The sequence below is a fragment of the Ectobacillus ponti genome (assembly GCF_024294785.1).
Taxonomy (GTDB): domain Bacteria; phylum Bacillota; class Bacilli; order Bacillales; family Bacillaceae_G; genus Ectobacillus; species Ectobacillus ponti.
On record NZ_JANCLT010000005.1, the window covers coordinates 184,724 to 206,818 of the forward strand.

At 49.1% G+C, this 22,095-nt stretch carries 25 protein-coding genes; 12 read left to right on the forward strand and 13 right to left on the reverse strand.

From position 1 onward, the window contains the following. Nucleotides 1–23: 23 nt before the first annotated feature. Nucleotides 24–1,685 (forward strand): glycoside hydrolase family 13 protein, encoded by a 1,662-nt coding sequence (locus NK662_RS11570; RefSeq protein ID WP_254759093.1) that lies wholly within the window; start codon nucleotides 24–26, stop codon nucleotides 1,683–1,685. A gap of 46 nt (nucleotides 1,686–1,731) precedes the next feature. On the opposite strand, the gene NK662_RS11575 is transcribed toward NK662_RS11570, so the two are convergent. The 6 genes from NK662_RS11575 to NK662_RS11600 form a co-directional block, all read right to left on the reverse strand. Next, on the reverse strand, nucleotides 1,732–2,484 hold the full coding sequence (locus NK662_RS11575) for a (S)-benzoin forming benzil reductase (protein ID WP_254759094.1): 753 nt from the start codon (nucleotides 2,482–2,484) through the stop codon (nucleotides 1,732–1,734). A 268-nt stretch (nucleotides 2,485–2,752) separates the two neighbouring features. After that, nucleotides 2,753–3,466, reverse strand: coding sequence for an iron-sulfur cluster repair di-iron protein (gene ric / locus NK662_RS11580; RefSeq protein ID WP_254759095.1), 714 nt, complete (start codon nucleotides 3,464–3,466; stop codon nucleotides 2,753–2,755). Nucleotides 3,467–3,556: 90 nt separating this feature from the next. Continuing rightward, nucleotides 3,557–4,066: a hemerythrin domain-containing protein gene (locus tag NK662_RS11585; protein ID WP_254759096.1), complete on the reverse strand. Its 510-nt coding sequence runs from the start codon at nucleotides 4,064–4,066 to the stop codon at nucleotides 3,557–3,559. Nucleotides 4,067–4,236: 170 nt separating this feature from the next. After that, a complete protein-coding gene (locus NK662_RS11590; RefSeq protein WP_254759097.1) occupies nucleotides 4,237–4,416 on the reverse strand; it encodes an H-type small acid-soluble spore protein in 180 nt (59 codons plus the stop codon). A 69-nt stretch (nucleotides 4,417–4,485) separates the two neighbouring features. Further along, entirely contained in the window at nucleotides 4,486–5,787 is a 1,302-nt protein-coding gene (locus NK662_RS11595; protein ID WP_254759098.1) for a globin-coupled sensor protein, read from the reverse strand. Between the two features lie 123 nt (nucleotides 5,788–5,910). Continuing rightward, nucleotides 5,911–6,450 (reverse strand): hemerythrin domain-containing protein, encoded by a 540-nt coding sequence (locus NK662_RS11600; RefSeq protein WP_254759099.1) that lies wholly within the window; start codon nucleotides 6,448–6,450, stop codon nucleotides 5,911–5,913. Between the two features lie 154 nt (nucleotides 6,451–6,604). Between NK662_RS11600 and NK662_RS11605 the strand changes: the two genes are divergently transcribed. Together NK662_RS11605 and NK662_RS11610 are read left to right on the forward strand one after the other, a co-directional pair. Next, on the forward strand, nucleotides 6,605–7,615 hold the full coding sequence (locus NK662_RS11605) for a DoxX family membrane protein (RefSeq protein ID WP_254759100.1): 1,011 nt from the start codon (nucleotides 6,605–6,607) through the stop codon (nucleotides 7,613–7,615). Nucleotides 7,616–7,765: 150 nt separating this feature from the next. After that, the gene (locus tag NK662_RS11610) at nucleotides 7,766–8,446 is read left to right on the forward strand and encodes a serine/threonine-protein kinase (RefSeq protein WP_254759101.1); all 681 of its coding nucleotides are present in this window, start codon (nucleotides 7,766–7,768) and stop codon (nucleotides 8,444–8,446) included. 62 nt (nucleotides 8,447–8,508) lie between these two features. Here NK662_RS11610 and NK662_RS11615 read toward each other — a convergent pair whose 3' ends face one another. Further along, nucleotides 8,509–9,189, reverse strand: coding sequence for a hypothetical protein (locus NK662_RS11615; RefSeq protein WP_254759102.1), 681 nt, complete (start codon nucleotides 9,187–9,189; stop codon nucleotides 8,509–8,511). A 174-nt stretch (nucleotides 9,190–9,363) separates the two neighbouring features. Between NK662_RS11615 and NK662_RS11620 the strand changes: the two genes are divergently transcribed. Next, nucleotides 9,364–10,335 (forward strand): CBO0543 family protein, encoded by a 972-nt coding sequence (locus NK662_RS11620; RefSeq protein WP_254759103.1) that lies wholly within the window; start codon nucleotides 9,364–9,366, stop codon nucleotides 10,333–10,335. Between the two features lie 70 nt (nucleotides 10,336–10,405). On the opposite strand, the gene bcaP is transcribed toward NK662_RS11620, so the two are convergent. Further along, nucleotides 10,406–11,821 (reverse strand): branched-chain amino acid transporter BcaP, encoded by a 1,416-nt coding sequence (gene bcaP / locus NK662_RS11625; RefSeq protein ID WP_254759104.1) that lies wholly within the window; start codon nucleotides 11,819–11,821, stop codon nucleotides 10,406–10,408. 258 nt (nucleotides 11,822–12,079) lie between these two features. Between bcaP and NK662_RS11630 the strand changes: the two genes are divergently transcribed. Together NK662_RS11630 and NK662_RS23740 are read left to right on the forward strand one after the other, a co-directional pair. Next, entirely contained in the window at nucleotides 12,080–12,568 is a 489-nt protein-coding gene (locus tag NK662_RS11630; RefSeq protein WP_254759105.1) for a metallophosphoesterase family protein, read from the forward strand. A gap of 472 nt (nucleotides 12,569–13,040) precedes the next feature. Continuing rightward, complete coding sequence (locus tag NK662_RS23740) at nucleotides 13,041–14,609, forward strand: histidine kinase N-terminal 7TM domain-containing diguanylate cyclase (protein WP_254759106.1); 1,569 nt, start codon at nucleotides 13,041–13,043, stop codon at nucleotides 14,607–14,609. A 100-nt stretch (nucleotides 14,610–14,709) separates the two neighbouring features. Here NK662_RS23740 and NK662_RS11640 read toward each other — a convergent pair whose 3' ends face one another. Next, entirely contained in the window at nucleotides 14,710–15,777 is a 1,068-nt protein-coding gene (locus NK662_RS11640; protein ID WP_254759107.1) for a DUF3900 domain-containing protein, read from the reverse strand. A gap of 38 nt (nucleotides 15,778–15,815) precedes the next feature. Here NK662_RS11640 and NK662_RS11645 point away from each other — a divergent pair, with 38 nt between their 5' ends. Both NK662_RS11645 and NK662_RS11650 read left to right on the forward strand, forming a co-directional pair. Then, nucleotides 15,816–16,070, forward strand: coding sequence for a hypothetical protein (locus tag NK662_RS11645; protein ID WP_254759108.1), 255 nt, complete (start codon nucleotides 15,816–15,818; stop codon nucleotides 16,068–16,070). Between the two features lie 116 nt (nucleotides 16,071–16,186). Then, entirely contained in the window at nucleotides 16,187–17,539 is a 1,353-nt protein-coding gene (locus tag NK662_RS11650; RefSeq protein WP_254759109.1) for an amino acid permease, read from the forward strand. A 44-nt stretch (nucleotides 17,540–17,583) separates the two neighbouring features. On the opposite strand, the gene NK662_RS11655 is transcribed toward NK662_RS11650, so the two are convergent. Continuing rightward, the gene (locus NK662_RS11655; RefSeq protein WP_254759110.1) at nucleotides 17,584–18,213 is read right to left on the reverse strand and encodes a LysE family transporter; all 630 of its coding nucleotides are present in this window, start codon (nucleotides 18,211–18,213) and stop codon (nucleotides 17,584–17,586) included. A gap of 179 nt (nucleotides 18,214–18,392) precedes the next feature. Then, entirely contained in the window at nucleotides 18,393–19,154 is a 762-nt protein-coding gene (locus NK662_RS11660; RefSeq protein ID WP_254759111.1) for a YqcI/YcgG family protein, read from the reverse strand. A gap of 257 nt (nucleotides 19,155–19,411) precedes the next feature. Here NK662_RS11660 and NK662_RS11665 point away from each other — a divergent pair, with 257 nt between their 5' ends. Continuing rightward, nucleotides 19,412–20,215, forward strand: a complete 804-nt coding sequence (locus NK662_RS11665) for a UPF0489 family protein (protein WP_254759112.1) — start codon at nucleotides 19,412–19,414, stop codon at nucleotides 20,213–20,215. A 42-nt stretch (nucleotides 20,216–20,257) separates the two neighbouring features. Here the strand turns inward: NK662_RS11665 and NK662_RS11670 are convergent, their stop codons facing one another. Further along, on the reverse strand, nucleotides 20,258–20,455 hold the full coding sequence (locus NK662_RS11670; RefSeq protein WP_254759113.1) for a hypothetical protein: 198 nt from the start codon (nucleotides 20,453–20,455) through the stop codon (nucleotides 20,258–20,260). Nucleotides 20,456–20,623: 168 nt separating this feature from the next. Here NK662_RS11670 and NK662_RS11675 point away from each other — a divergent pair, with 168 nt between their 5' ends. From NK662_RS11675 to NK662_RS11685, 3 genes are all read left to right on the forward strand, one after another. Further along, nucleotides 20,624–20,944 (forward strand): hypothetical protein, encoded by a 321-nt coding sequence (locus NK662_RS11675; protein ID WP_254759114.1) that lies wholly within the window; start codon nucleotides 20,624–20,626, stop codon nucleotides 20,942–20,944. A 252-nt stretch (nucleotides 20,945–21,196) separates the two neighbouring features. Further along, on the forward strand, nucleotides 21,197–21,400 hold the full coding sequence (locus NK662_RS11680) for a cold-shock protein (RefSeq protein ID WP_254759115.1): 204 nt from the start codon (nucleotides 21,197–21,199) through the stop codon (nucleotides 21,398–21,400). A gap of 69 nt (nucleotides 21,401–21,469) precedes the next feature. Next, nucleotides 21,470–21,661, forward strand: a complete 192-nt coding sequence (locus tag NK662_RS11685; protein ID WP_254759116.1) for a cold-inducible protein YdjO-related protein — start codon at nucleotides 21,470–21,472, stop codon at nucleotides 21,659–21,661. An 89-nt stretch (nucleotides 21,662–21,750) separates the two neighbouring features. On the opposite strand, the gene NK662_RS11690 is transcribed toward NK662_RS11685, so the two are convergent. Beyond that, nucleotides 21,751–22,065 carry a hypothetical protein gene (locus NK662_RS11690; RefSeq protein WP_254759117.1) on the reverse strand — a complete coding sequence of 105 codons (315 nt, stop codon included), beginning with the start codon at nucleotides 22,063–22,065 and terminating at the stop codon, nucleotides 21,751–21,753. Nucleotides 22,066–22,095: the final 30 nt, after the last annotated feature.

Below are 22,095 nucleotides of genomic sequence, written 5' to 3' on the forward strand. Positions count from 1 at the left end.
CAAAGAAACGAGGGGATTTTTGCATGAAAAAGATTTGGTGGAAGGAAGCGACGGCATATCAGATTTATCCGCGCAGCTTTATGGATTCCGACGGAGACGGCATGGGAGATTTGCGCGGCATCATTTCCAAGCTGGACTACCTGAAGGATCTCGGAATCGATGTGATTTGGATTTGCCCGTTTTATAAGTCGCCGAACGATGATAACGGCTATGATATCAGTGACTACCATGAAGTGATGGACGTATTCGGCACCATGGCCGACTTTGATGAGCTGCTGGCGGAAGTGCACGGCCGCGGCATGAAGCTGATTATTGATTTGGTGATTAATCATACAAGCGATGAGCATCCATGGTTTGTTGAGTCCCGCTCATCGAAGGACCATCCAAGACGTGACTGGTATATGTGGGCCGATCCTAAGGAAGGTGCGGAGCCCAACAACTGGGAAAGCATTTTCGGCGGATCCGCTTGGGAATATGACGAGGAAACAGGACAATACTTCCTGCATGTGTTCTCCCGCAGACAGCCGGACTTGAACTGGGAGAACCCGGATGTGCGCTCTGCCCTGCATGATATGATCAATTGGTGGCTCGACAAGGGCATTGACGGCTTCCGTGTGGATGCAATTTCTCATATTAAGAAAAAGCCGGGCTTGCCGGATTTGCCAAATCCGCAGGGGCTTGATTATGTGCCATCCTTTGAGGCGCATATGAACCAGGAAGGCATTCATGCATTTTTGGAAGAGCTCAACGCGCAAACGTTTGCCAAATACGATATTATGACGGTGGGCGAAGCAAACGGAGTTACGACTGAGGATGCACATCTTTGGGTTGGTGAAGAGAAGGGCAAATTTAATATGGTCTTCCAATTTGAGCACCTGGACCTGTGGGACAAAAGCAAGCCGAATGAGATTGACGTGGTGAGCCTGAAGACGACGCTGTCCAAGTGGCAGAAGGGTCTTGAAAAGGATGGCTGGAATGCTTTGTTTATTGAGAACCATGACAAGGCGCGTGTAGTCTCCACTTGGGGAAATGACCGGGAGTACCGTGTGGAGAGCGCCAAAGCATTCGGCATGATGTACTTCCTGATGCAGGGTACGCCATTCCTTTATCAAGGACAGGAAATCGGCATGACGAACGTGCATTTCCAGACCATTGAGGAGTATGATGATGTCGCCATCAAGAACATGTATCGCTTGGAGCGTGAAAAAGGAGTGTCCCATGAGGAAATCATGGAGATCATCTGGGCAACCGGCCGCGACAACTCCCGTACCCCGATGCAATGGAATGACCAGCCCAATGCCGGCTTCACAACCGGAATGCCTTGGATTGGCGTGAACGAAAACTATGTCGACATCAACGTGGAAAAGGACCTGCAAAATCTGGATTCCATCCTCAATTTCTACAAGCGCATGATTCAACTGCGCAAGGAGAACGAGCTGTTTGTCTATGGACAGTATGATCTCATTCTGCCAAAGGATGAACAGATTTATGCTTACACAAGAACACTGGGCCATCAGACTGCGGTGGTGATGTGCAACCTGACAAGCAAGCCCGCAGCATATGCACATGAGGGACATATGCTGTCTGCCGGACAAGTGGTGCTGAGCAACTATGAGGTGCCGGAGCATGAAGCTGCAACAGCCTTCACACTGCGCCCTTATGAATCACGCGTATACATGCTGTAAGCAAAAAAAAGCAAGGGGCGCCCTTGCTTTTTTGCTTGTCCTCTTTTCACTGCTCATCAATTCGAATTACGCCGCCCTGGGGGAAATCCTCAGCTTCGAGCAGCCGTACGATTGCGGCCGCCACGTAATCCGGGGACAGCAGGCGTCCCGTTTCCTTTAGGCTGTGGAATCGCTCGACATTCAAAAAATCCTCCTTGCTCGTGCTGCGGATGCGGGACTGCATGTCTGTGTCCACAACACCCGGGGCAAAGGAAACGATTTTCGCAGGATACTCCTCATTCTCTTCCTCTGCTGCGACACAGCGGGTGAACATATCAAGTCCCGCTTTCGTCGTACAGTAGGCTCCCCAGCCGAAGTATGGATTCTTCCCGGCTCCGGAAGAAATATTGACAATGCGCCGCTCCAGCATGGCTTCCTTCGTCCGCTTCAAAAATTGGGAGGTAAGCAGCATCGGGGCCAGCAGGTTTACATTGACGTTCTGGATCAAGTCGGCGGCCTCAGCCCGTTCCACCGGCTTCATGGGATCCAGCATGCCTGCATTATTGATTAAAGAAATGGCCTGGGCGCTGTCCAAATCCAGCACATCAAAGATTTCATTCATAAACGCTTCAATTTCTGCTGTTTGCTGCAGGTCAAAGGCAAAGGGATAGAAGGGCACACCAGCTTCCTTGGACAGCAGCTCCAGCGTTTCATTGCGATGCCTGGAAATAGACAGCACGATGATGCCCTGTTCAATCAACTGCTTGGCAATAGCCTCGCCAAGGCCGCGCGATGTTCCGGTTACAATGGCATATTTCACGGAAAATCCTCCTTTTTTCTTCACGTTATCATGAAATGTGACAAAAGTAAATTTAGGAATGCAGGCGGTAGAGATGTATGGATACAGACAAGGGCCATTGAAGGAAAAATCGTACTAGGCTTCTTTTGTAACAAAGGGATGTGGCTTTCTGTTTTGGGGATGAAATGAATTGGGGGGAGGGGACAGATGGCATTTACAAAAACAAGAACCGCCCAGCCTTAAGCAGCATAAGAGCGGTCCTTTCTGTTGCCAATCTGTTATACGAGCCTCATCCAGCGGCTTCCTGGGACAATGCAGACAACCGCTTGAACAGGATATTATTCTCCAAATGTACATGCTGGAATAAATCGGATTCCAGCTCCTCCAAGCGCTTATATACCATCTGATAGGTACGGCAGGCGCCGGCGGGCGGGGTAAAGTCGCTGGTCACATCACGGATGATTTTCATAAGATCTCCCGCGGCATCGTGTTCTTTTTCCAGCTCCTCCAGCATAACTGCCGCTTTTTGCAGGTTTTCCGCTGTCGGATGCTGTTCATACGCTGTAATCAGCGGGAAGAGGCTGGCTTCCTCTTTGATGGTGTGCTGTTCAAGCTCTGTTTTCAATTCATGGAAGAGCCGGTGCATATCCGCCAGGTGCGGCTGGCCGCCTCCGTGCACCCGAAGCACCTTTGTGACGTAAGGGCTGAGCTGCGGCAGTTCTTCGTTCAAATATTGGTGATGAGTGTTGACCACATGTTCCACAAGATCAGACAGACTCTCTCTCATCCAGTCGTGGCCGCTGTCTTTTGCCCCATAGGCGGCATATTGTTCATTCAGTGTCTGCAGCACTGCCTCTGCATCTATATCGCGGGTTGCGGCTGCCTCTGCCAAGCTTTTATTGCCGCCGCAGCAGAAGTCGATACGGTTTGCCTTGAACAAATCACTTGCTTTTGGGAATACAGTTACAATTTCACCGACAATTGAATCCTTTGTAAATGCCATTTGTCTCACTCCTGTATGTGTCATATGCTTCTAGCATAGCGCAGCGCATACAGAACGGCAGTGAGCGAAGTCACAAGAAATGGAGCCGTTTTATGACACATCCATCGTTTTGGCGAGAGAATGCTTATCCTGTGTGTCCAGGAGCTTCTCAGCGAGCGGATACAGTAGGCTTTCTTCCTTTTCAAAGTGTCCGGCCATGATGTCGCAGGCCTCTGTCAAATGATACAGCAGACTTTTTACCTCTGCACGCGGCAGCTGTCCTGCCATTTGCTCGGTATGCGCAAGAAAGGTGCGGAGGTGGAAACGGATTTGCTCGTGCTCGAACTCAATTACGGCAATTGGGCCGTATTTTGTCTGCAGCTGCTTGGCAAGCAGCGGGTATAACAGTGTTTCTTCCCGGTGGAAATGGGCAAACAGTGCCTGTGAGAAGGCTTTGACCTGCCGGCGAAGCGGCAGCAGGTCTTCCTCGTAGGAGACTTGCAAGCTGATATGGTCACCGGCCTGCAGAATGCTTAAGAGGTGCTGCTGCAGCACCTCGTGCTCCTGCTGCAGACGGCGGAGGGGCGGACAAAAAGAAAGCGGACAAGGATTGGTTCTCATGGGAATTCCTCCTTATGTTTTCTTACTACTATTGTATTTCTATTTTCTCCATCATGCAGGGAAGATGCGGAGGAGAAAAAGACAATTTTGTTACAGAAACGTGCTGGCATAAACTGCGAAAAGGAGCGCATGCAAGGCATCCGGCCGGATGCTTTACACACACTCCTCTCTTACATCTCCGTTAAACTGCTGACAGGAACCGTCAGCTCCTGCTCCCGGTTTTGCAGCGGAAAAATACGTGCTGTCCCGTTTTGTTCATCCACATGCTGAATATAAACAGACTGTCCTTCGTACATAATTACTGCATGTGCTCCAGACTCGGCGATTTCCTTTGCCCGCGCTGTATACATATCGCTTACTCCCCCCTTCCGAAGCCTTTTACGCTCATTAGTATGGGCACACGGAAGGGAGTTATCCATTTAAATTTGGCTGGACAAGCTTTTCAGCTGCTCGGCCGACCCGGCAATTTCACTGACTGCCCGGCTTGCTTCCTGAATTTGGCTGGCAACCCGCGACAGCTCCTGCTGCGTCCGCTCATTTTGCTCCTTATTCTCATTGATGCTGCCCAGCACGGTTTCGAAATAGCGGTTCATTTCGTGCATCTGCTCATTGCTTTCTTTCGTCAGTGAGGCAACTTCGCCAATGCATTCAGAGGTGATCGCGATTTGCTCGTTGATTTTCAGAATCAGATTGGAGACACCGGAAACAGACACCTTCGTCTCCTCCGCAAGCTTCCGCACCTCGTTCGCGACAACGGCGAAGCCCTTTCCGGAATCACCGGCCCGCGCCGCTTCGATTGCGGCATTTAAAGCAAGCAGGTTGGTTTGTTCGGCAATGGATTTTACAATGTTCACAATGCTGTTGATCTCATTGGAAACGTGGTGCAGCACCGTGATTTTGTCAATGATTTGCTCGGTGCTTTGCTGAATCCGGTTCATCAGCCGCTGATGGTGGTCCAAATCCTCCATGCCTTTTGTCGCGGCTGTTTCGGTTTGGACGGCGGTTTCCAGCGCCAGGCCTGCCAATGTCGCCAAATCCTGTGTCCGGCCGCTCAGCTGCGAAACGGAAGAATTGGTTGTTTCCAAAATCGCCGCGAGCTGCGAAGCGACGAGATTGACTTCTTCCCGCACACGCTCCTTCACGTGCTCAGTTTCCCGCTGAGCACGTTCTGACTCTGCTTCATAGGCCTCCAGCACGAGCTGCTGCTCCAGGCTGAAAATCTTGTTTACAGCCTTTACAGCCAGGCGATATTCCTCCGGAGTGGGCAGCAGAGAAGCAAGTATATCAGAAATAGAAAGGAGAAGCTCTTGGAAGGCGCACATATACCACTTCGGCTGCAGTCCGATTTTGACATGGCGCCAGGCAATCCGCTGCCGTTTGGAGACAAATTCATGGTTCACTTGTCCCTCAAAGGTCTCCAGGATATGTATTTTCAAGGTATTCTTCAGCCGGTCAATCGAGCTGTGTGTGCGAATAATGTCTGTCAGGGAATGCTCATTTTGCAAATTCTCATAGAATTGGTCCACCAACTGGTCTATATAAGGAGCCATTAGCGGCTGGATGCTTTTTAAAATAAGCAGGTCATCCTCCTGAAGATGCAGCATGTCCGCCTGCTTGCGCAGGTCCTGGTTGTAAAGCGTAAGCTCAATGCTGCTTTGGTATGTATCACGCTCCTGCAGCCTGTGCAGCGAGTCCTTTTTTTTAAAGAATGCCAAATTCATGTATAATACCTCCCTTTTCTAGCATTATACAGATTTTATCATTTATAATCTTTATATTTCAATCTATAAATAAAAAATTAATTATGGAGGCACAAAAAAACCTGCTCAGAGGAGCAGGAGCCCTTACATCAATGCCTGGGCCAGCTGTTCTTTTTCGGCAGCGGAGAGGATTTGCTCCGCCATTGGGAATAAAACCTGCTCTTCCTTGAAAAAGTGGTCTGTCAGAATAGAGTAAGCATCCATCACAAGAAGAGACAGAGCTGCCGTTTCTTCCGGCGTCAGAGGATCTGGAAGCTGCCGTATGCCGGAGAGGAAGGAAGCGATTTTTCCCTTTGCTTGTTCGTGCTCATATTCCATTACGGCAATGGGACCTGTTTCTCTGCCGATATAGGCAGCCATCATCGGGAATAAAAGTGCTTCTTCCCGCTCAGAGTGCGGCTCGAGAGCATCCATGAAACGAAGCACAAGCTGCTCAAGCTCCAGCAGTTTCCCGCGCGCGGCGGTCATGTCTGCTGTACGCTGAATGCTGTCAGCGAGCTGAAACAGCTCCAGCTTTTGTGCGTGTAATGGCTGGTGCTCCTGCTTGAATTGTGAGAGTGCCCGGCATAATGTGCCGTTATGGGAAGAAGCGAGCTGCGAGTATGCGCAATTTTGTCCGTTCATGGTCATCTCCTCCTAAGCTTATTTGTCTTTATTGTAAAAGAGAGGGCGGCGGATTGCTGTGATATTTCGCACATGTTCACAGGGTGTTCGGAATTGAGGTATAAGCCTGTACTGTAGGCGGATAATACAAATAAAAGGTTGGAAGAGGTGTAAAATGATGCTGTCGCGAAAGCAGCTTGTCTTCCTGCTTGCAGGGATGCTGATGATTTTCAGCCCTGTATGGGCGTACGCGCATGTAAAATGGTTCACCCATGTTGCTCCTGTCAAGGAGCCGATTGAACATATTTTGTCCCCCCTGTTTATGGGGATCGCCTTATTGGTGGCTCTTGTATTGGCCGTTCTGACACAGCTGTTGCCAAAGCTGATGCACCTGCCGCTGGCCAAACGGTTGGACGAAGCGTTGGCAGGGTACCGGAAGTGGTCGCGTTATATTTTGAAATATGGCACCGCCTTGGCGCTGCTGGTGCAAATTCTCTCAGGCACTGTATTTGCTCCCGAGTTTCGGGTTACACATACAGGAGAAATGCTTTGGGTTTGGATCACCATTGCTGTTCTGGTCATTCCGCATCATGCCGCCACAAAGGTCGCTGCGGCCTTGCTTCTTGCTCTATTCCTCTATGTTACATCACAGGCCGGCTTGTTTCATATGCTGGATTACGGCTTTTATCTGGCCATTATCTGGGTGCTGTTCATCGGCAAAACAAGGCTTGAGGAGTGGGGCTTTCCTACACTCTATCTCGGCACCGGCTTATCGCTTTGCTGGGTCGCGGTGGAGAAGTGGGTATACCCGTTTATGACGGTTGATATTATTCAAACTCATCATGTTCCCACCTTCGGCTTTCCGCCGGATATGTTCATTGTGCTCGCCGCCTATATTGAGTTTGTTGTCGGGTATTTGCTTGTTGTCGGCATTTTGAACCGTCTGCTCGCCGTTGTTGTCACCATTCTATTTATTTTGACCACCACCATTTTTGGCTACACGGAGGTGGTCGGGCATCTGATGATCCATATTATCTTGCTGATTTTTATCATTGAGGGCGTATCCTTTTATTACCCGCCGATTGCCATGCATAAAACCAGGCTGGACCAAATGGTCTTCGTGTTTTTAAATTTTATTTTTGTGCTTGCAACCTTCCTCCTCCTTTATTATCGATTTGCATCATGATGGACAAGAAGGGGCCGCTTCAGCGGCCCTTTTCGGCATGCCGCACGGCAAAAGACTGCTGCAGCATCCGGACAGGCAAAAAAGAGTATAGGATGACGCCGGCTCCTGCGCTACAATAGAAAGGGAGAAGGGAAGCGTGGGGATGATGAAATGAATGTGGAGGCATTTGTGCAAGCGGCAGAGGAAGGCCTGCTGCGGCATTTGAAAATAGAAAGTGAAGACCCGTATGAACCGATTGAAGTCAAGCATGTGCCGGCCGGCTGGACCTGTATTGGTGTCGGCAATTATGCGGCTGTCTTTACCTATCATGCCGAGAAGCGGTGGGTGGTCAAGGTGTATGCCCGCGATTATGAGGGAATTGAGCAGGAGGCACAGGTATACAAGCAGCTGGGCCAGCACCCGGCCTATTCCCATCTCCTCCATCGGGGAAATACCTATCTGGTGCTGAAGCGCCTGCATGGCCTCACCCTGTACGAAACAATCCACCGGGGAGTGCGGATTCCCGAGCAGGTAATTCAAGACATTGAAGAAGCTTTGGTGTATGCCAGGAAAAGAGGATTGAGGCCATGTGATGTTCATGGCAAAAATGTCATGATGCATGAGGGAAGAGGATATGTCGTGGACGTTTCCGATTTCTATAAGGAGCAGGAGGACCGGAAATGGAGAGACCTTGTGAAGGCATACCGTCTTATCTACAAGCCCTTTTTATATAAGTATCCGATTCCTGTGCCTTATGCGCTGTTGGACTTTGTGCGCCGCGCGTACCGGCTGTACCGGAAGGGGAGAAAGCAGAAGCTGCTGCACCGGGAGGGGAAAACGAAGCACATGTAGCCGCTTGCTTCATATGCGCAAAAGCTGAGGGGAATCAACAAGAAGGGCAGCTGAGGCTGCCCTTAGTATTGTGTTTGAGAAAGGTATTGCTGCACCAAATCGGCGATGTGGGGCGCCTCTTCCTCCTTGAAGAACAGCATAATGCCTTCCTCTTCCTCATCTTCATCGTCCTCGCGGGTAATTGTGCTGCGCATCAGTACGCCATCTCCGGTCTCGACAACCCGTCCAATCCGATAGTGGATGGTGAGCTGTGTCTCATGCTCCGTGTTGTTTTCTTCAATATGAATGTACTTGTCGCCCGGCAGCCATTCAATATCAGTGTCCTGCTCCTCTTCGTACACGTCTTCTTCCTCATCGTACTCATCGTCGTACTCGTCATCGTACTCATCTTCGTCAAAATCATCTTCACATGCCGCATCAGCATCAATTTCATCCAGGTATTCATGGAAAGCCGTATGGATGAATTGCAGCATATCATCCAGATTTTCAAACATGACCTTGACCTGAATATCAGCCTTCTCATCATAATGATGGGAATAGAACTCCTGATTGACCGGGTCATAATGAATTAAGCAGAAGTCATCTTCGCCGAAATCCTCATCATCGATGGTGAAAATGAAAAGCGGATGCTTCGTGGTGATGTCTGTTTCAAACACAATATCATAGTTCTCAATGCTTTCACAAACGTCCGGCAGGCTTTGTCTGACAGCGTTCTCCATGCGATGAAACCATTCAAAGCTCATGTCTGATTCCTCCTGACTTATGGGGTACTCTCACATTTTCTCCATATGAAGAAAAAACCATTCTTTTTTATTTGGATAAGCAATCCCAGCCATATTTCTCACGGAGACTTGTTTAAGAATTATATATTTTGTCATGAATAATAGTAAATATGATTTGAATATTAGGTGATAGAAATGATATTTGCATTGCAAGAGGGATATGATACGGCGGAGCAAGGCTACCGGGTCCTGACAGAATACTGGCAGCAAGGCATGCTGCAGACATGGGAATGGTATACAGCCCTGCTCCTGTCTGCTGTTCCTTGGCTGCTCTGGCTGCGTTGGCATGATAAAGCATACTTTTCCCAATACATGGTTTCAGGTATTGTAGCCGCTCTATTTGCCGTATGTCTGGACACGATTGGCCTTGCCCATGGATTATGGCGTTATCATGTGCAAGTGATTCCGGCAACAGCGGGTCTGCTGCCCTGGAACTTAACGTTGATTCCTGTATGTTTTATGCTTTCATACCAGGTTCTGCCGCATGTCAGTATATGGGGGAAGGCTGCTGCTGCAGCCCTGCTTTGCGGGCTTGTCGGAGAGCCCATCGTGGATGCAGCCGGACTTGTGGACCATATTCGTTGGCGGCATACGCTTTCCGTGCCTTTTTACTTCCTCATCTATATAACCGCCTATTTTAGCGGCCGTACGCTTGTGCGGGACCATAGCATGAGAACAGCCAGGCAGCGGGAGTTTTACATGCAGAAGTATGAGCATTCCGCTTACGCATGTTCTATCATCAGAAAAGAACATCTCAGCACCAAATTTTACTTTCAGTATGTGAATGAGGCATTCTGCCGGGAATTTGGGTATGACAGGCAGGAAATCCATACAGTGAATCCATTGACTGTTTCTGAACTGAGTGAAGCACAACTGCGTGATAAGTACAGCGCTCTTTTAAAGAAGCAGGAGATGTGCGCAGACAGTGTGTATGTGACAGGAGATGGACGGAGAAAGCCGGTCCGTGTCTGCGTGAATCTGCTGCACCATGCTGATGCGATTGAGATCATCAGTGTCGCTGAAGTCAGCAGCCCATCATCCAGCAGCCCCCAGACACGGAAGAGGAGTGCCTGGTGCAAATACAGGGAAGTGTGGAAGGGAATTTAGAATGAAGGGGGCAGGTGAAGGATTCCTTGCAAAAAAAGACATGCACGGGAGACCCATGCATGTCCGGTCGTTAGCTTGCTTGTTCTGCAGATTGGTTTGCTTCATTCAGGGCGCTGTTTCTGCGTCCATACAGGAAGTAAATGACCAGACCTACAGCCAGCCAAATCACGAATGTAATCCAAGTTGTAGCTGGAAGTTGAATCATCAGGTAGCCGCAGAATAGAACAGCCAGGATCGGAATAGCCGGTACAAACGGAACTGTGAAGCCGCGCTTCAGATCCGGCTGTGTTTTGCGCATGACAACAACACCGATGGATACAGTAACGAAAGCGAACAATGTTCCGATGTTTGTCAGTTCAGCCAGCTTGTTCAATGGCAGGATGCCGGCAAAGAATGAAACGGCGATACCGATTACCCAAGAGTTTACAAGCGGAGTTTGTGTCTTTTGGTTTACTTTAGAGAATACCTTTGGCAAAAGACCATCGCGGCTGATCGCATAAAATAGACGAGTTTGTCCATACAGCATAACAAGAAGAACTGTTGTGATACCAATGATCGCACCCAGGGAAACGAAGCCTGCAGCCCAATCCTGGTGGATGAAATTCAGAGCGAAAGCAACCGGATTGCTCACGTTCAGCTGTGTATAAGGCACGATGCCAGTCAGAATGGCGGAAACTACAATGTACAGAACCGTACATACTGCCAAGGATGCGATGATGCCGATTGGCATGTCACGCTTTGGATTGCGTACTTCTTCAGCGGCAGTGGAAACTGCGTCAAAGCCGATGTAAGCAAAGAATACTGTAGCTGCACCTGTTGCAACGCCTTGGAAGCCGAATGGCATGAATGGTGTCCAGTTAGCCGGCTTTACGTGCCATACGCCTACAGCGATGAACAGAAGCACAACGGAAATCTTGATGAGAACCATGATGCTGTTAAAACGCGCGGACTTTTTCACACCTTGCGTCAGCAGGAACGTAATCACAAGAATAACAAGAATAGCTGGAAGATCAATGTACGTTCCTTTTGCAGGGTTATAAGCGCTTGTCAAAGCTGTAGGCAAGTGGATGCCGAAGCCTGCAAGCAAGCCTTGGAAATAACCGGACCAGCCAGCTGCAACCGCAGAAGAGGCAACGCCGTATTCCAAAATTAAGTCCCAACCTAAAATCCAGGCGAACAGTTCGCCGAATGTTGCGTAGCTGTACGTATAAGCACTGCCCGATACAGGTACGGAGGAAGCAAATTCTGCGTAGCAGAGGGCTGCAAATACGCAGGCGAGACCGGATAGTACGAATGAAATGATAAGGGCAGGACCTGCATGTGTCGCAGCTGCAACACCTGTCAGAACGAAAATCCCCGTCCCGATGATTGCGCCGATTCCCAGCATGGTCAGGTCAAACGCACCTAAATCTTTTTTCAGGCCCGCACCTTTTGCGCCAGCTTCGCTGATCAGGTGCTGCACCGATTTTTTTCTGAATAAACTCATGATGAACTCCTTCCTCGCTTTACGATTGTCGAATTTTGTTGAGCGATGAGTTGATTGTATAACAAGATATAATTTTTGTAAAGTTCGAATTGTTTAAAAATTTTATATCTTCGTCTTTTTTGCGCCCGATAAGCATAGTACCATACCTGGAATGAAGAAACCAATAGGTTTTTCAGAAATATTGTAAAATAAAATCTGGCAATAACATTGATAGCGTTTTCGAATGTCGAAAAAATGATTTTGGAAAGGAGCACATACATGCGCATTATTGTGATGGCGGATACACATATGCCAAAGCGCGCCAAAAAGCTGCCGTCTATGCTGCTGCAGGATCTGCGGCAGGCAGACCTCATCATTCATGCCGGAGACTGGCAAAGTCTTGCGCTGTACGAGGAGCTGTCGCAGTATGCTGCTGTGGCCGGTGTATCGGGCAATGTAGATGGCCCGGAGATCCGGCAGCATGTTCCGGAAAAGCAGCTGCTGCACGTGTCTGCATTCCGGATCGGCATTGTTCACGGGCACGGAAAGGGCAAGACAACAGAAAAGCGGGCCATGGCCGCTTTTGCTGGAGAGAAATTGGACTGTCTGATATTTGGTCATTCGCACGTTCCAATAATGAAATATTTGGGAGAACTGCTGCTGTTCAATCCGGGATCCCCGACCGACAGGCGGAAACAACCGGCATGCTCCTATGGCATCCTTACAATTGGAAGGGAGCTGAGAGCAGAGCACGTTTTTATTGAATGAGATTTTGATTGGGAATCATCAGGCGCCGGATGCTCAGCCAAATCCTTGTTTTCGGTGTTGGCAAAGCAAATGGATTGTAAGCTCATGCTTGGACCCAGTCCATACATGGCTGCTTCCGTTTGGGCGGCAGATTCATGCTTCTTTGTATACTCCTGTTTCGTATATGCCTCCTTGTATGAGCCGTCCTCAATAGTATGCCCGCTTTCGCTTGTTTCCCTTGTTCCATGAAACGGCAAGGAAGGTCTGTCCGCTTTCGTTTTTACGCCTTTTGCCCCGGAACGATGGAAGGCGGGCAGAGGATTTGGACAGACTTGTCCCGCGGAAGAAGGGAAAGCTATGTAAGAAATCAGAAGAAAAAGGCTTCGTCCAAATGCTTGCAATCAAATATTTTGTTTCGGGCATATATGTATTTATCCTTGGGCTGTCTATGTTACAGTAGAGGAAACTATCTATTAAAACGGGGTATAAAATCGTGAGTTCACATCTTACATCTTATGTTACTCTTGTTTGTACATCGGGCGTGTTCAATTTATACTTAGCCTTATCCACCTTTTTAAAGCGCCGCCATTACACAGGCATTGTGAATATCTTCGTGCTGTATACAACATCTATAGCTGTATATTGCTTTGCCTCTGCGTTTAGTCTGCTATCCAAAACAATCCTGCAAATTAAGCTCTGGACAATTGTCCAGTATACAGGCATGCCAATTTCCGCCCCTCTGGGACTTCTGTTCATCCTGCAGTATTTGGGATTCAACATAACAAGAAGAATGTACCTTTTGCTTTTGGGCATCCCATGCATCAGCTTCATCATGGTTGCCACAAATGATTTACATCATTTTTTCTATAAAGTGTATGAAATCGACCCGACTCTGGGAGCTCCCTATCTTCATACAGAAATTGGCATCTGGTATGCAGTGCATGGCATTTTTACCTTCGCCTGTATGCTGATTGCATTCCTGTTGGTGGCCTCACGTTGGAGAGAAACAGCCAAGGCTTACCGCCCGCAGTTGATCTCTCTGCTGTACGGCCAGTTTATTCCTATGTTTACTGCATTTATTTATTTGATGGGACTCACACCAAAAGGAATTGACCCGGTGCCCATGGTTTTATGGCTGTCATCCATTTTGTATCTGTGGGCCATCCGCTCATCCCGCATGTTTTCGTTAATGCCTGTTGCCAAGGAGGTCATTTTCAACAGTATCGGTGATGGCGTCATCGTATTGGACAAATCAAATCGTTTGATTGAGTTTAACCAGGCAATCCGGGACATGTTCCCTGAATTGGATGCCTCCGTGTTTGGATCGGGCTTCCATGAAGTTTGGTTCCGGCTCTCGGGAGGTGCATTTCCCTTTCAACTGGAGGCTGTTCCATTCACGCGGGAGGTACAGCTGATGGTTCAGGATGCAGCGCGGACGTACCAGATTCGCGCTTTGCCTCTGCAGTATAACGCCGCCGGCAAAGGAGTGCTCATTATTGTCTCGGACATCACTGAGTTGAAGATCCTTCAGATTCAACTGGAGCATCAAGCATATTACGACGAACTTACACAAATTTATAATCGCCGTGCATTCTTTCAGCAGTGCAACCGGGAATTTGCGGAGGCACAGAACGCTCATTCCGCCTTTACGGTAATTCTGATGGATGTGGATTACTTTAAGAGAGTGAATGATACATATGGCCACCACATTGGAGACCAGCTGCTTATGCATGTTGTAAAGGTTTTTCAAACTGAGCTGGGGGAAGGCGCGCTTTTTGCCCGGTATGGCGGTGAGGAGTTTGTTTTTGCGCTGAGTGGATACACGCCTTCGGAAGGAGAAGCATTGGCAGATCATTTGCGCATTTCTATAGAGGAGCGGCAACTGCTGACCGCCGAAGGAGCGGTTTCTGTTACGGTAAGCTGCGGAGTGGCAGGGGCGGCACAATGTGCGGGAGAGACATTGGACGGGCTGCTGAACAAAGCAGATAAAGCCTTGTATGCTGCCAAGAAAGAGGGGCGGAACAGGGTGCGTGTGTACAAAGAGGAAGCAAATGCCGTGTAAGCAGGTAGGACAGCAGCTATCTGTAGACAAAGAAGGGAGAACATGCTCCCACATCGTCTACAGACAGCTGCTTCTGCTTATATATGTGTATAAACCTGATTTACAAAGTCACTTTTCTTACAATCCGCTCCACAGCCTGGTGCAAATCATCCGGCTTTAAAAACTCCACCGGTGAGAAGCCCTTCTCAAACAGGATGGAATCCGCCTCAATCATCAGGACATAGCGGTTGTCCACTTTAGCCAGGTGAATTTGGTCGCCAAAGTCCGCCAACAAGCCTTTCACCGAGATATGGTCCATCTTCAGCTTCAGTTCAATCTCGGGTGTATGCTCGACAATCTGGGCTGCTGCTTCCACGACTTCCTCCGTCGTAAAATGCTCCATGAGTTCCCGCTTCGGGCTCGCCGACCAAATCTCCATCGCTTCCTCAAACTGCTGCCGCTCCTCGCTGCCCTCCTCAAACACATCCTCAATGCTGTCGTACACCATGCCCATCACCTGTGTTTTCACGATTTGCGGCATGGATTCGCCGTATTCCACAAACTTCAGGAAGTCCTCAAAATAGCGGGCATGGGAGGCCTGGTGGATTTTGACCTCGCCTTCCTCAAGCATCCCTCCCTCGGGCATATAAGGGTACATAACGGACTTCATGTTCTTGGTTGTGATGGCCAGTTCCACGTTGCGAATCAGTGTGGCTTCGTCTGAAATGGAGGCAACCTTTGGTTCGAAATCGCATTTCAGGACAAAGACAAATGGATCATTAAAATATTGGCGCAGCTTTGCCTGTACAACAAGGAATACACCGCCGCGCACTGCGCTTGTGTCGAGATAGGAATATACAAATGCCTCGTTGACGTGCTGGAATTGCTCCTTCGTTTCCGCGCTTCGGACGCGCTGGAACAGGTTATAGTTTGGATTGGAGGCTAAATCATAGCCTTCCTCAACCGGAAATCGTCCAATTTTTGTCGGCACACCCTCTGTTTTAGGGTGTCGTTCTGCTTTTCGCTTAGCGATTTTCTCAAGCTCACCGCCTAGAAACTGCTTCAAAGAGCTGTCCTCGTATTCCTCCACGTCCAACGTTTGAAAATGCTTATAGTGCTTGGCGGCTTGTTCGCCGCTCCCCTCCACCTGTACCACATAGAAGGAGAGAAAGTTGATCTCAAAGTTCAATTGTATCACCCGTTTTCGTTCTGCAGCAGGCTGCTCTTATGTCTGTTTCAAGTATAGGGACGAAGGCGGGTTCCGTCAATTGCGGTCAGGAGGAAATTTCCATCTATCTTTTGCCGGCTTTGAAGCAAAGTAAAGAGGAACAAACTGCGGAAGAGGTGAAAGACATGGCAAAGCGTACGAGCAATGACAGCAAAATGCAGGAGCTGCAAAAAAGCAGCCAGCAGATGAACCGGGAAAAGCAGCCTGGCTACGGTGACAAAAAGCTGGAAGGGCCGGATAAGCCATCTGTATAAGGCTTGCCCGCAAATAGGTTGTTCCCGAAGAAAGACCGGTCCAAGCTGGTCTTTTTTCTATACATAAGGCTGTTTGCGCCATGGCACAATAAAAGCAGCATGAGGAGGGAATACATATGACATGTACAACCGGCAATCAGCAGCCGCAGCAGAAAGGTCTGAAATGGTGGCAGCTCTCCCTGCTTGGCATCGGCTGTACGATTGGAACGGGTTTCTTTCTGGGCTCAAGCCTCGGCATCAAGCTGGGCGGCCCTTCTGTGATCATTGCGTTCATTTTGGGCGGGTATGGAACGTATGTCGTGTTTGAGGCACTGGCCAAAATGACCGTTGCCGACCCGCAGCAGGGCTCTTTCCGTACATATGCCAAGAAAGCGTTCGGCCATGGAGCCGGATTTGGAAACGGCTGGGTGTATTGGTCGTCGGAGCTTCTGATTATGGGGAGCCAGCTGACTGGACTTGGCATCTTTACGAGGTACTGGTTTCCGAAGGTGCCGCTCTGGATGTTGGCATCTGTCTATGCTGTGGCGGGCCTGCTTGTTATTTTTATCGGATTTCAGGCGTTTGAAAAGCTGGAGAACGGGCTGGCTGTATTGAAGATTCTTGCCATCATTGCCTTCATCAGTGTAGCGATTGCAGCTCTATTTGGCTGGATTGACGGCGGCAGCTATAAACCAAAGCTCCCGACTGATATGCACGCCTTATTTCCAAAGGGAGGAAACGGACTGTGGGCTTCCCTGCTGTATGCTTTTTATGCATATGGGGGCATTGAGATTATGGGGCTTATGACCATACGGCTGACGCAGCCAAAGGATGCGACTAAATCGGGGACGGTCATGCTGCTTATCTTGACGGTCATCTATATCCTATCGATTGGGTTGGCGGTGTCCATGGTTCCGTGGAAGGAATTTAATGAAAAGGAAAGTCCATTTGTGATTGCCCTGCATGACTACCACATTCCGTATGTTCCGTTTTTCTTTAATGCGGTGCTCATTATGGCTGGGTTTTCCACGATGGTCGGATCACTTTTCGCCGTGACAAACGTGCTGATGAACCTGGCGGATGACGGGGATGCGCCGGCATTTTTCTCGAAAAAACAAAATCAGCAGGTATCGTTTCCAGCCCTGCTTATGACAGCTCTTGGGCTGGTGGCTTCTATTGTTGTTGCGCTGCTCCTGCCCAAAACCATCTACGAATACATTACCACGGCCGCCGGTTTGATGCTGCTATACACTTGGCTGCTCATTTTGTTGTCGTTCCGCAAGCTATTGGATCTGACAATCTGGGATCACATCAAGAGCTTAAGCGGTCTGCTTCTGGTGGGGTTTGCCATTACCGGTACACTGCTGCAAAAGGAGACGCGCCCCGGCCTACTCGTCAGTCTCCTGTTTCTGGTGATTATCGGCCTGGTGACCTGGAGAATGAGCAAGGTATGGAAGACAAAAGGAAAGCAGCTGAGAAAGATGAAATGAGAGCATGCCTCTGTGAAGTTCCGCAGAGGCTCTTGCTATGTAGGTCAGGAGGCAAAAATGGTCTGATAAGCCTGATAGCCAAAGTAGAGAGAATATGCAATAAGTGACAAGCCGGACAGGATAGAAATGACCGTTAAAAGGCGCGGGGTTAGAAACTTGCGGAAGCTGCTGGCGACGCTGGCCATGGTCACATCCCACAGCAAAATGCCGAGAATGACGCCCATGCTGTACAATAGCAGCATATCGCGGCTGTACATAGCAGCCGTTTTGGCAAGAACAGAACCGAAAATGCCGAGCCAAAACAGAATGGTCAGGGGATTGGAGAGCGACATGAAAAAGCCGGATACAAACGACTTCATCATGGATTCATCTTCTTTGTCGCTTTGCACCGCAATGGTGCCGGCTCCGCGCAAGCTTTCTACACCTGTATAGAAGAGGACAAAAGTTCCAAAGGACCAAAGGAAGGACTTTACAAAATCTGTTGTCAGGAAATGAACAACCCCCATATAGACGAGCATCATGTATAATACATCCGCCATCAGTGCGCCGAGCCCGAGCAGCCAGGCATGAAAGAATCCATTCCGGATGCCTTTGTCCAATTGAGCGGCATTGATTGGGCCGATGGGCGCCGACAGAGACAGCCCCAGAAATACGTAGCCGAGAAATACTCCCATTGTAAACACCTCCGCGGAAAGAAATAGGCTGACAACCCCTCACTTGTACCCATTGTATTCAGCCATTCTTGCTTGTACCACCAAAGATGTGAATTTCCCGAAAAAACTTATGCAGGCGGGCATGAAAAAAAGAATTCCGCGAATAAGTCTGGGGAATCCTTTCTCTCATGTATAAAGGGTCAGCTGTCTTTCCTGTTCTTAAGCCCGAGCATGCGGTGGAACGGGCACTTGGAGGGTATCGTTTCATCATCGCGCAGGAAGTACTGCTGCCACTCGTAGTTATCTGCTGAGCCATACCATTTTAATGCTGGATGAATCGGGGCTGTATCGTATTTCTTCAGCCGTTCCCGCACCATCTGCTTCATCTTTTTGCCGAAGCTTGTTGTATCATTCACTTCAAGGAGCACCCAGCGGGGAGTTAACGCCAGCATGAGGCAGGGGAAATGCCGGCTTTGCCGCCGCACGTGAGCAGGTGTGGCGCAATAAGCAAAATACGATTCCCCGTGGAAGCAGTATTCCCACGTATTTTGCATGGGGTTCTGCGGGATATGCGCCGGCCATTCCTTTTCATCCAAGGCTGCTGTTTCATTCATCAGCGACCAGTACAGCTTTTCAAAGTCCTCGACGGTGCTGCTCTGGATCAAATCCTCCGGCGTGTGAATAAACACGATCAGAGAGGCGTATCGGCCTGTGTCCCGGGAACAGCTGCTGTATTCCTTCATCAGTCCGGCCAGCTGCCGGGCTGCATCGTGTGTGCGCAAATCGTCAATGAAACTGTAGCGCAAGTGATTTTGCATAAAGCCGGTTTGTCCGGGAATACAAGGGAATGGATGTTCCTTGTCGCTCATTTTGTCTATAAATGCCGAGAAAGCCTGCTGCTGCCATGCCTCCAGCACGGATGCATCCTGCAGCAGGCTTTCCTTGTCGTACAACTGTACCATGATTCCACTCCTCCTTTACATCACAATATACAGTATTGAATCTGGCTGAAATGGGTGACTGTCCGCCGAAAAAGGAGCTTGTGGAAGCAGCAAGATGGGCGCTGCTGCGGTATGTATGCAAGACATCCATGGTGCAATGAGGAGAAGTGCCGTTTTTGCGCTGTGCAAGTTTGATTTTTGTCCGGGGCATAATAGAGGGGTAATGCGATCCGTTCTTTAGCCGTACAGCCGGAGAACAGAAGGGAAGGGTGAAAAGCATGGGATGGAGAGAGGACCGATCCTGGAAGGTTGTATTTCCTGAGCAGCATGTATTTCTTTTGCGTGAGCACAATTGGGGGTTTATTGCCTGGGAGCATGCGCTGGAGCAAGGATGGACCACAAGAAACGCCACTGTATTTCAATTGGATAATCACATGGATGACGCCTATGACGGCGCGATTGTGCCTGGAGTTATAGAAGCAAAATCGGCGCGGGAGCTGTATCCGCTCACGCGTGAGGTGTTGGGGCATCAGAAGATTGTCGGGATGGATAATTACCTTTTCGCGGCATTCGCCCGTGAAACGATCCAAAAGGTTGTATATGTATGTCCGAAGCATAAGTCTGTAAAAGACCGGGAGCCGCTGGATTTGTCCCGCTGGGAAGAGAAGGATATCGCCAGCCTGCAATCGGCGCTGCCCGAAGGACGTCTGGAGCTGTACCGCGGCAAGCATCTGCTTTCCATTGAAGATTTGCAGAAATATGAGCAGGATGAAGGGTATCTGCCGTATTTGGACGGGCAGTCCCGTGCGGACCACTCCGTCATTCTCAGCATTGATTTCGATATTTTTACGGAGTATTTGGAGATGGTGAAGGAGCCCGGTGATGTAAAGCTGAAGGATGAAGAAACCATTCGGGAGCAAATGCGCTATATCAAAAACGCTTATCAGTGGGATGTCATCACGGTGGCGCTCTCTCCATGGTATGTCGGCGGGGAAGAGAATGCGGAGATCATCCTGCGGCTGTTTTTGGAGGAGTTCGGACTGAACCTGGGCCAAGCGCAGGATTGGTCAGTGCTGCAATAGAGCGAAGGGGGACAAAGAGTATGCTCTTTGTCCCCCGCCTTCTTACAGCGGTGGCTCTTCCGGCGGGATGGGATCAGGGATGACAGCAATGGATCCCTCCGTTTGGCGCGTGCTCCCGGAAAAGGTCCAGCCGTGCTGTGCCAGAAAAGCATTCAACTCTTGCAGAAACTCGCCGTGATCCATACCTTGTGCATGGCTGCCCGGCAGGATACAGCCTTGAATTTCAATCTGTTCAGCCATATAAGTGCTCCTTTCTTCATATGGATACGCTTATTATGCACGGAAATACGGAAATCAGCAGAAGGCTGCAAAAAACCACCAAAAATGTCGGAATATCTTTGGTGTATGAGAGCAGGAAAGCGGCAGACAATAATCGTATCTGTATACAAACGAAAGGAGGGGGACGATTTGAGCATGTACTTGCAGCAACAGATCGGCGGATGGCAGTTTGTGGAGGCATATCAGGTGGAATTGGACGGACAGACGGTGATTACAGATTCGTATGAGGAGGCAATGCAGCTCTACGGACCCGTACATCCGCCAAATCCGCGGACGTATTTCATCAAAGGCTACGGTTTTAAGAATGTGCATGTGGATATGAGCCTGGAGACGACGCCAATTCGCTTCTTTCTGACAAAGGAGGCTGCCGAGGCCCAATGGCGCGCGCTGCAGCAGTCCCAGGAGCATGTATGGGAACAAAACGACCAGCCGGAGCAGCCGTTCTTATAAAACAGCAGCTCCGCTGTTTTTTGTTTGTGAAGAAAATAAGGGATTGTCTTGTCGTAAAAGCTGTGGTACAATAAATTTCTAGAAGTCGTAATTGTATAACAGAATTCAGATGAGATTTACATATTATCAAGCACCAGAGGATGATATGAAGTTCCTTTGACGTTTGCTAATGTGTGAATTTTTTATTTTGTAATCGGAAATAAAAACAGCATATTATATTTTTGGCTTTTGTCCAACAAGGAGGAAATACACATGAAAGTAACAGGCAAAGTGAAATGGTTTAACGGCGAAAAGGGCTTCGGCTTTATTGAAGTACCAGGCGGTGCAGATGTATTCGTACACTTCTCTGCGATCCAAGGCGAAGGCTTCAAGACGCTGGATGAAGGCCAGGATGTAAGCTTTGAAATCGAGCAAGGCAACCGCGGTCCGCAAGCAACAAACGTTGTAAAGCTGTAAGTTCCGCACCAAAGGAGGCTGTTGGCATGGGTCGACAGTCTCTTTTACTTATAATGAGGAGGAGATATCATGTACTGGAGCCGAAAGAAGAAGCAGCAGCAAGAGGTACAGGAAGTGGCGACGGCTGTTTGGGAATGCGAAGCGGAAAGCTGTGCGGGCTGGATGAGAAAAAACTACTCCTTGGAAAACCATCCTGCATGCCCGTTGTGCGGCACAAAGATGACGAGCGGCGAACGGATGCTTGTGGATTTGTCAAATTAATACGTATTGTACTGCACAAAGCCTTTCTGAATAGAAGGCTTTTTTTGTTGCGCTTAAAAGCAGCAGGGCAGGCTGCTGCTTTTGGGCAATTACTTGGCTTCGTAGCGTAAATAAGAAAGGTGGGAGGTCGGCACTTCTTTTTCAATAGAGCCGTCGGCACTGCGGTAAATTTCATATTCCCGATAGGTCTCCATTACATATCCATCCTCTTTTTGTTTCTTTTCCAATCGCTGCTCCAGCTCAAAATTCAGCGCTTCCTCGGCAGGATCCAGCGGCGGAGCCGTAACAACAATGCTGTTTTCGGGCTGTGTGGTCTGCTTCTGATATACCGCGCGAAGGTAGGGGGCAAATACGATCATGGCGCCAACCAGCAGCAGTGACACAAGTGTAAGAGCATATTTCATCGCAACTATCTCCTTCCAAACGGTGTGCTG

Excerpts from the sequence above, each read along its gene's own strand:
- NK662_RS11570 (WP_254759093.1), top strand. The coding sequence starts at position 24 with ATGAAAAAGATTTGGTGGAAGGAAGCGACGGCATATCAGATTTATCCG.
- ric (WP_254759095.1), bottom strand. The coding sequence starts at position 3,466 with ATGGCATTTACAAAGGATTCAATTGTCGGTGAAATTGTAACTGTATTC.
- NK662_RS11585 (WP_254759096.1), bottom strand. The coding sequence starts at position 4,066 with ATGAGAACCAATCCTTGTCCGCTTTCTTTTTGTCCGCCCCTCCGCCGT.
- NK662_RS11590 (WP_254759097.1), bottom strand. The coding sequence starts at position 4,416 with ATGTATACAGCGCGGGCAAAGGAAATCGCCGAGTCTGGAGCACATGCA.
- NK662_RS11595 (WP_254759098.1), bottom strand. The coding sequence starts at position 5,787 with ATGAATTTGGCATTCTTTAAAAAAAAGGACTCGCTGCACAGGCTGCAG.
- NK662_RS11600 (WP_254759099.1), bottom strand. The coding sequence starts at position 6,450 with ATGAACGGACAAAATTGCGCATACTCGCAGCTCGCTTCTTCCCATAAC.
- NK662_RS11605 (WP_254759100.1), top strand. The coding sequence starts at position 6,605 with ATGATGCTGTCGCGAAAGCAGCTTGTCTTCCTGCTTGCAGGGATGCTG.
- NK662_RS11610 (WP_254759101.1), top strand. The coding sequence starts at position 7,766 with ATGAATGTGGAGGCATTTGTGCAAGCGGCAGAGGAAGGCCTGCTGCGG.
- NK662_RS11615 (WP_254759102.1), bottom strand. The coding sequence starts at position 9,189 with ATGAGCTTTGAATGGTTTCATCGCATGGAGAACGCTGTCAGACAAAGC.
- NK662_RS11620 (WP_254759103.1), top strand. The coding sequence starts at position 9,364 with ATGATATTTGCATTGCAAGAGGGATATGATACGGCGGAGCAAGGCTAC.
- bcaP (WP_254759104.1), bottom strand. The coding sequence starts at position 11,821 with ATGAGTTTATTCAGAAAAAAATCGGTGCAGCACCTGATCAGCGAAGCT.
- NK662_RS11630 (WP_254759105.1), top strand. The coding sequence starts at position 12,080 with ATGCGCATTATTGTGATGGCGGATACACATATGCCAAAGCGCGCCAAA.
- NK662_RS11645 (WP_254759108.1), top strand. The coding sequence starts at position 15,816 with ATGTCTGTTTCAAGTATAGGGACGAAGGCGGGTTCCGTCAATTGCGGT.
- NK662_RS11650 (WP_254759109.1), top strand. The coding sequence starts at position 16,187 with ATGACATGTACAACCGGCAATCAGCAGCCGCAGCAGAAAGGTCTGAAA.
- NK662_RS11655 (WP_254759110.1), bottom strand. The coding sequence starts at position 18,213 with ATGGGAGTATTTCTCGGCTACGTATTTCTGGGGCTGTCTCTGTCGGCG.
- NK662_RS11660 (WP_254759111.1), bottom strand. The coding sequence starts at position 19,154 with ATGGTACAGTTGTACGACAAGGAAAGCCTGCTGCAGGATGCATCCGTG.
- NK662_RS11665 (WP_254759112.1), top strand. The coding sequence starts at position 19,412 with ATGGGATGGAGAGAGGACCGATCCTGGAAGGTTGTATTTCCTGAGCAG.
- NK662_RS11670 (WP_254759113.1), bottom strand. The coding sequence starts at position 20,455 with ATGGCTGAACAGATTGAAATTCAAGGCTGTATCCTGCCGGGCAGCCAT.
- NK662_RS11680 (WP_254759115.1), top strand. The coding sequence starts at position 21,197 with ATGAAAGTAACAGGCAAAGTGAAATGGTTTAACGGCGAAAAGGGCTTC.
- NK662_RS11685 (WP_254759116.1), top strand. The coding sequence starts at position 21,470 with ATGTACTGGAGCCGAAAGAAGAAGCAGCAGCAAGAGGTACAGGAAGTG.
- NK662_RS11690 (WP_254759117.1), bottom strand. The coding sequence starts at position 22,065 with ATGAAATATGCTCTTACACTTGTGTCACTGCTGCTGGTTGGCGCCATG.